The sequence below is a fragment of the Mycobacterium sp. TH-M103 genome (genome assembly GCF_057473785.1).
Map to the genome: position 1 here is coordinate 1 of NZ_JBYCLG010000261.1, position 6,072 is coordinate 6,072.

A 6,072-nucleotide genomic window follows, 5' to 3' on the forward strand; every position below is an offset into this window, starting at 1 on the left:
TTCGAGCATGATTGCTCCTACCGTTGAGTGGCGCCGGCGTCCACGGGCAGGGTCGCCGCGGTGATGTAGCGCGCCTCGTCGGACGCCAAGAACAGCGATGCGTTGGCGACGTCTACGGGTTCTATCCAAGGGACTGGAAGCATGTTCATGCCCAGCGCCGCTTCGGCGAATTCCGCGCGGGTGGGTGACCGGTCCAAGTCGGGGCGAAACGCGCTGCGCACAGCGTCGTTCTGGATCAGCGGCGTATCGACATTCGTGGGATGCACACAATTGACCCGGACATTGTGCGGCGCCAGCTCTTTGGCCAGGCTCTGCATCAGCCCGACCACACCGTGCTTGGCGGCGGTGTAGTGGGCCACGCCGACCAAGCCACGCAATCCGGCGATGGAATTCGTCAAGACCATCGCGCCGGCGCCGCGCGCAATCAGGTGTGGCGCGCCGGCGCGGCACGTATGCCATACACCCGTGAGGTTGACATCCAACATGGTGCGCCAGGCATCTTCGTCGAGGTCGAGCGCCGCACCACGCGACGTGATCCCGGCGGTGGCGCACACAACGTCCAGCCCGCCGAACTGCCGTACTCCGCGGTCAGCGGCAGCCTGGACGCCCGCGAGGTCACGGACGTCGACGACCTCGGTGTGCACCCGCGCGCCGGTTTCGGCGACCAACGAAGCCGTGCGCTCGAGGTCGGCCGGCGTGCTGTGCGGAACCACCACGGTGTCGACCGGCCCGCACACATCGAGCGCCACGACGTCGGCGCCCTCCTGCGCGAACCGCACGGCCTGCGCGCGTCCGATCCCCCGCGCTGCGCCGGTGATCAGTGCGACCTTGCCCGCCAGACGCTTACTCATACCGCATCAGAACTCGACGCGGACATCATCGCTGAGCGGGCGGGCCTGGCAGGCCAGGATCAAACCCTCGGCGCGCTCTTCGGGTCCCAGTAGCTCGCAACAGGCCATGTCCACCTCACCCGAGACGAGGGTCGCCACACAGGAGCCGCAGTGGCCCTCACGACACGAGTGTGGCACGTCGATTCCGGCGTCGAGCATCGTGTCGACGAGTGACTGGTCGCGCGGCCAGCGCAATCGGTGGACCTCGCCGGCCAAGTTCACCTCGACAGCAGCAGCCGCCGCGTCGGTGCGCACAGCGGCGTCATGTCGTCCGGGTTCTGACATGGAGCGATTCTGACGGGGCGATGAGCCGGCCCGCCGATGCCTTTCCGATGGCCGGGAGGCCGGCCGTCTCGGAGTCCGGTCACCGGGATACCTCACCTGCCTCCGGCGCGCAGGATCTACCGTTGACCCTGTGAAAAGTGGCGGTGATCGGCTGGTGGCTCCCGATATTGATGTTGTGGTGGTCGGAGCCGGGTTCGCGGGTTTGTATGCGCTGCACAGGCTGCGGTCCGACGGGTTGACCGTCCGGGTGTTCGAGGCCGGACCCGACGTCGGTGGTACGTGGTACTTCAACCGCTACCCCGGTGCCCGGTGCGACGTCGAGAGCGTGGACTACTGCTACTCGTTTTCCGACGAGCTGCAACAGGAATGGGACTGGTCGGAAAAGTACGCCACCCAGGCCGAGATCCTGGCCTACATCAACTGGGTCGCCGACCGATTGGATCTGCGTCGGGACGTCACACTGAACTCCCGGGTCACGTCCGCGGTGCTCGACGAGCACAAGTTGCGTTGGACGGTGACGACAGACACGGGTGAGCGCGTCACCGCCCGCTTCTGCCTGATGGCCACGGGTCCCCTGTCGGCGGCGCTGACCCCGCAGTTCCCTGGCCTGGACACCTTCGCCGGGGAGGTGCACCACACTGCCTCGTGGCCGCACGAGCCGGTGGACTTCGCCGGCAAGCGGGTCGCGGTCATCGGAACCGGTTCCTCCGGTATCCAGTCGATCCCGATCATCGCCGCAGAGGCGTCACAGCTCTATGTCTTCCAGCGCACCCCGAATTTCAGCGTCCCCGCGGGCAACCGCCCGCTCACCGACTCCGATCGCGCGGAGGTCAAGGCGAATTACGAGCAACGGCGACGGGTGTCATGGCGCAGCTCAGGCGGCTCCCCCCATGTCGCGCACCCCAAGCCGACCATGGAGGCGACACCCGAGGAACGACGCGCGGCGTTCGAGAAGCGCTGGGATCTGGGTGGTGTGCTCTTCTCCAAGACCTTCCCGGACCAGATGACCGACCCGGCCGCCAATGAAGAGGCCCGCAAGTTCTATGAGGAGAAGGTCCGGGCCGTGATCGACGACCCGGAGGTGGCCGAACTCCTCATCCCCAACGACCACCCGATCGGCACCAAGCGGATCTGCACCGACACCAATTACTTTCAGACTTTCAACCGCCCGAACGTAAAACTGGTCAGCGTCCGCAAAACACCGATCGTCTCCGTCGACGCCGCCAAGATCAACACCACCGACGCACACTACGACCTGGACATGATCGTGCTCGCCACCGGTTTCGACGCGATGACCGGCGCACTGGACAAGATCGACATCGTCGGCCGGAACGGCAAGCACCTGCGCGATTATTGGAGCGATGGGCCCCGGTCTTATCTCGGCCTGAACACCGACGGGTTCCCCAATCTGTTCGTGGTGTGCGGCCCCGGTGCTCCCGCCGTGCTGGCCAACATGGTGCTGCACGCCGAGGCGCACGTGAACTGGATCGCCGACTGCATCGCCTACCTCGATGCCCACGGCTACACGGCGATCGAGGCGACCGCGCAGGCCGTCGATGACTGGGTGGCCGAGTGCGCCCGCCGGGCCGAGGCGAGCCTGTTCACGAAGGCCAATTCGTGGTACCTGGGCGCCAACGTTCCCGGGAAGCCGCGGGTCTTCATGCTGTTCATCGGCGGGTTCGGGGTCTATCTCGACATCTGCAAAGAGGTCGCCGAGGCCGGATACAAGGGATTCTCGCTGATCAAGGGATCTTGATGTCAGGTCTGCATGGTCGCGTCGTCCTGGTGACCGGCGCCGCCCGAGGGACCGGTCGCTGCCACTGTGAGCGGTTCGCGGACGAGGGTGCCGACGTCATCGCGCTGGATGCGCCCGCGGCGGCCGCCGAACTCGCCGAAACCGCCGCCGCCGTCGCGCGGCGGGGCGTGCGCGCCGCGACGGGGCTGGCCGACATCAGCGACTTGCCCGCCGTGACGGCAGCGGTGGATGCCGCCGTCGCCGAGCTCGGTCCCATCGACGTGGTCGTCGCCAATGCCGGGATTCATCCTGCGGGCGCTCCCACGTGGGAGATCACCCCCCAGAGTTGGCAGCAGGTGCTGGACGTCAATCTCACCGGCGTCTGGCACACCGTGAAGGCGGGCGTGCCCCACATCGGGGACCGGGGTGGCTCTGTCGTCATCATCAGTTCCACCAACGGCATTCGTGGCACCGCGAACAGTGCCCATTACACCGCGAGCAAGCACGCCGTGGTGGGACTGGCGCGCACACTCGCCAACGAACTCGGGCCGCGACGTATCCGCGTGAACACCGTCCATCCCGGCGCAGTGGGAACCGCGATGGTCCTCAACGACGCGACGTTCCGGCGCCTTCGCCCCGACTTGGACAACCCGACGGCAGAGGACGCCGCGGAGGTGCTCATCGCCCGTCACTTGCTACCCGTGCCGTGGGTCGAACCCGTCGATGTCAGCAATGTGGTCGTCTTCCTGGCCTCCGACGAAGCCCGCTATATCACCGGGACCCAGATCGTGGTCGACGCCGGTCTTCTGGCGAAAGCGTAGGAAGAGGGCATATGGGCGTCTACGCGGTCACCGGATCTGCTTCGGGTATGGGGCGTGCCGCCGCGGCAAAACTCCGGGAAGCGGGCCACCGCGTGATCGGTGTCGACATCAGGGACGCCGATGTGCTGGCCGACCTTTCCAGTCAGGACGGGCGCACGGCGGCGTCCGGAGCGGTGTCCGAGGCCTGCGACGGCCGACTGGATGGCGCGGTGCTGGCGGCGGGCCTCGGACCTACCCCCGGTGCGACCGGTGTGCCCCTGATCCTGACGGTGAATTTTCTCGGCGTGGTCGAATTGGCCGAGGCGTGGCGTCCTGCGTTCACGGCGGCGGGGAACGCGAAGGTGGTCGTCGTCGCGAGCAACTCGGCGACCACGATGCCGGCCGTGCCGGGGCGCGCGGTACGCGCGTTGCTGGACCGCGATGTGGTCAGGGCTGAACGGGCGGTACGCATGTTTCGGTCGGCCGCCCCGTCGATGGCCTACGGCGCGTCGAAAATCGCGCTCTCACGTTGGGTGCGGCGCACCGCGGTGACACCGGAGTGGGCAGGTGCGGGGATCCGCTTGAACGCGATCGCGCCGGGCGCGATCATGACCCCGCTGTTACAGAAGCAGTTGGCCACACCGCGCGAGGCCAGGGCGATCCGCTCGTTTCCCGTGCCGGTCGGCGGCTTCGGAGACCCCGCACAGCTTGCGGACTGGATGGTCTTCATGCTCTCGGATGCCGCCGAGTTCCTTTGCGGTAGCGTTATTTTCGTCGACGGCGGCACTGACGCATACTTCCGTGCCGATGACTGGCCGCGACGGGTGCCGTCCATGCACCTGCCGCAGTACCTCTGGCGGATGGCCGCCTTTCGTCGTGGACGATCGGGTCGCTAGCGCGCCAGTCCAGCCTGTCCATGCCGGTACGGGCCGGCCTTCGTGAGCGTCAACGCCGCTACCCCCGGCATCGAAGTCGACAACGGGTCGCGGCATCGCCCCCGAGCGTGGGTTGCCGGGTGAGGTCTCGCGCAGCCAGGGCCGCGCACTGGCATTGTTCACCGCCGTCAGGTTGGGGATTTCCGCGACCTCGGAACGGGTCCGTTCCCGAGCACCGGGCGGCGCGACGGCGCTTGTGACGCCCGGCGCCGGCGTCGAGCTCGACTCGTACGGGCGGCAACAGCCGTTTCGTCGGCAACAATTCGCACATCGATTTGGACCCATTTCAGCCCGCTGATCGGGATCATCAGAGAGTCGGCGCATGGACTGCGGTAAACCATTCATTAAGCCCACACACGTAAGGACGATGAAAATGAGCGAGCGGGTACTTGACCGGGTCGTGGCGATGGCCGACCAGTTGCGCGAGCAGGCCGCAGAAGCTGAGCGAATCGGCCGGCTCACCGACGACTCGGTGAAGCTGATGAAGGCCGCCGGCCTGATTCGACTGCTGCAACCCAAGAACTATGCGGGCTTCGAGGTCCACCCCCGCGAGTTCGCCGAGACGGTCATGGCGACCGCGGCCCTCGATCCGGCGGCAGGCTGGATCGTCGGTGTGGTGGGTGTGCACCCCTACCAGTTGGCCTACGCCGACCCGAAGGTGGGTGCCGAGGTCTGGGCCGACGACGTCGACACGTGGATGGCCTCCCCGTATGCGCCCCAGGGCGTGGCCAAGCCGGTCGACGGCGGCTACCTGTTCAACGGCCGCTGGCAGTTCAGCTCGGGCACCGACCACTGCGACTGGATCATCCTGGGCGCGATGCTCGGCGACGCCAACGGCATCCCGCTGATGCCGCCGCAGATGCTGCACATGATCCTGCCCCGCAAGGACTACGAGATCGTCGAGGACTCCTGGAATGTGGTGGGCCTGCGCGGCACCGGCTCCAAGGACGTCATCGTCAAAGACGCGTTCGTCCCCTCCTACCGGACCATGGACGCGACCAAGGTGATGGACGGCACCGCCCAGCGCGAGGCGGGGATGACCGAGCCGCTGTATCTGATGCCGTGGTCGACGATGTTTCCCCTGGGGATCTCGGCGGCGACCATCGGTATCGCCGAAGGCGCGCTGGCCGCACACCTGGATTATCAGCGAGAGCGGGTCGGCGCCACCGGAACGGCGATCAAGGACGACCCCTACGTCATGTACGCCGTCGGCGAGGCCGCGGCCGACATCAACGCCGCCCGCCAGGAACTGCTGGCCAACGCCGACCGGATCTATGACATGGTCGCCGCCGGCAAGGAGGTGTCCTTCGCCGACCGGGCGGCGGGCCGTCGCACCCAGGTGCGCGCGGTGTGGCGCGCGGTGTCGGCGGTCGACGAGATCTTCGCCCGATCGGGTGGCAACGCGTCGCGGATGGACAAGCCGCTGC

General features: G+C 67.2%; 6 protein-coding genes. 4 read left to right on the forward strand and 2 right to left on the reverse strand.

From position 1 onward, the window contains the following. Positions 1 to 17: 17 nt before the first annotated feature. Positions 18 to 851, reverse strand: coding sequence for a mycofactocin-coupled SDR family oxidoreductase (locus AC2VOR_RS14980; RefSeq protein WP_486964030.1), 834 nt, complete (start codon positions 849 to 851; stop codon positions 18 to 20). Between the two features lie 6 nt (positions 852 to 857). Beyond that, positions 858 to 1,175: a 2Fe-2S iron-sulfur cluster-binding protein gene (locus AC2VOR_RS14985; protein WP_369738404.1), complete on the reverse strand. Its 318-nt coding sequence runs from the start codon at positions 1,173 to 1,175 to the stop codon at positions 858 to 860. Positions 1,176 to 1,305: 130 nt separating this feature from the next. Here AC2VOR_RS14985 and AC2VOR_RS14990 point away from each other — a divergent pair, with 130 nt between their 5' ends. From AC2VOR_RS14990 to AC2VOR_RS15005, 4 genes are all read left to right on the forward strand, one after another. Further along, a complete protein-coding gene (locus AC2VOR_RS14990) occupies positions 1,306 to 2,931 on the forward strand; it encodes a flavin-containing monooxygenase (RefSeq protein ID WP_486964031.1) in 1,626 nt (541 codons plus the stop codon). Next, on the forward strand, positions 2,931 to 3,731 hold the full coding sequence (locus AC2VOR_RS14995; RefSeq protein WP_486964032.1) for a mycofactocin-coupled SDR family oxidoreductase: 801 nt from the start codon (positions 2,931 to 2,933) through the stop codon (positions 3,729 to 3,731). The genes AC2VOR_RS14990 and AC2VOR_RS14995 overlap by 1 nt, the downstream gene beginning before the upstream one ends. Positions 3,732 to 3,742: 11 nt before the next feature. Next, a complete protein-coding gene (locus AC2VOR_RS15000; protein WP_369738401.1) occupies positions 3,743 to 4,606 on the forward strand; it encodes an SDR family oxidoreductase in 864 nt (287 codons plus the stop codon). A gap of 412 nt (positions 4,607 to 5,018) precedes the next feature. After that, on the forward strand, positions 5,019 to 6,072 hold a 1,054-nt coding region (locus AC2VOR_RS15005; RefSeq protein ID WP_486964033.1), incomplete at its 3' end, for an acyl-CoA dehydrogenase family protein.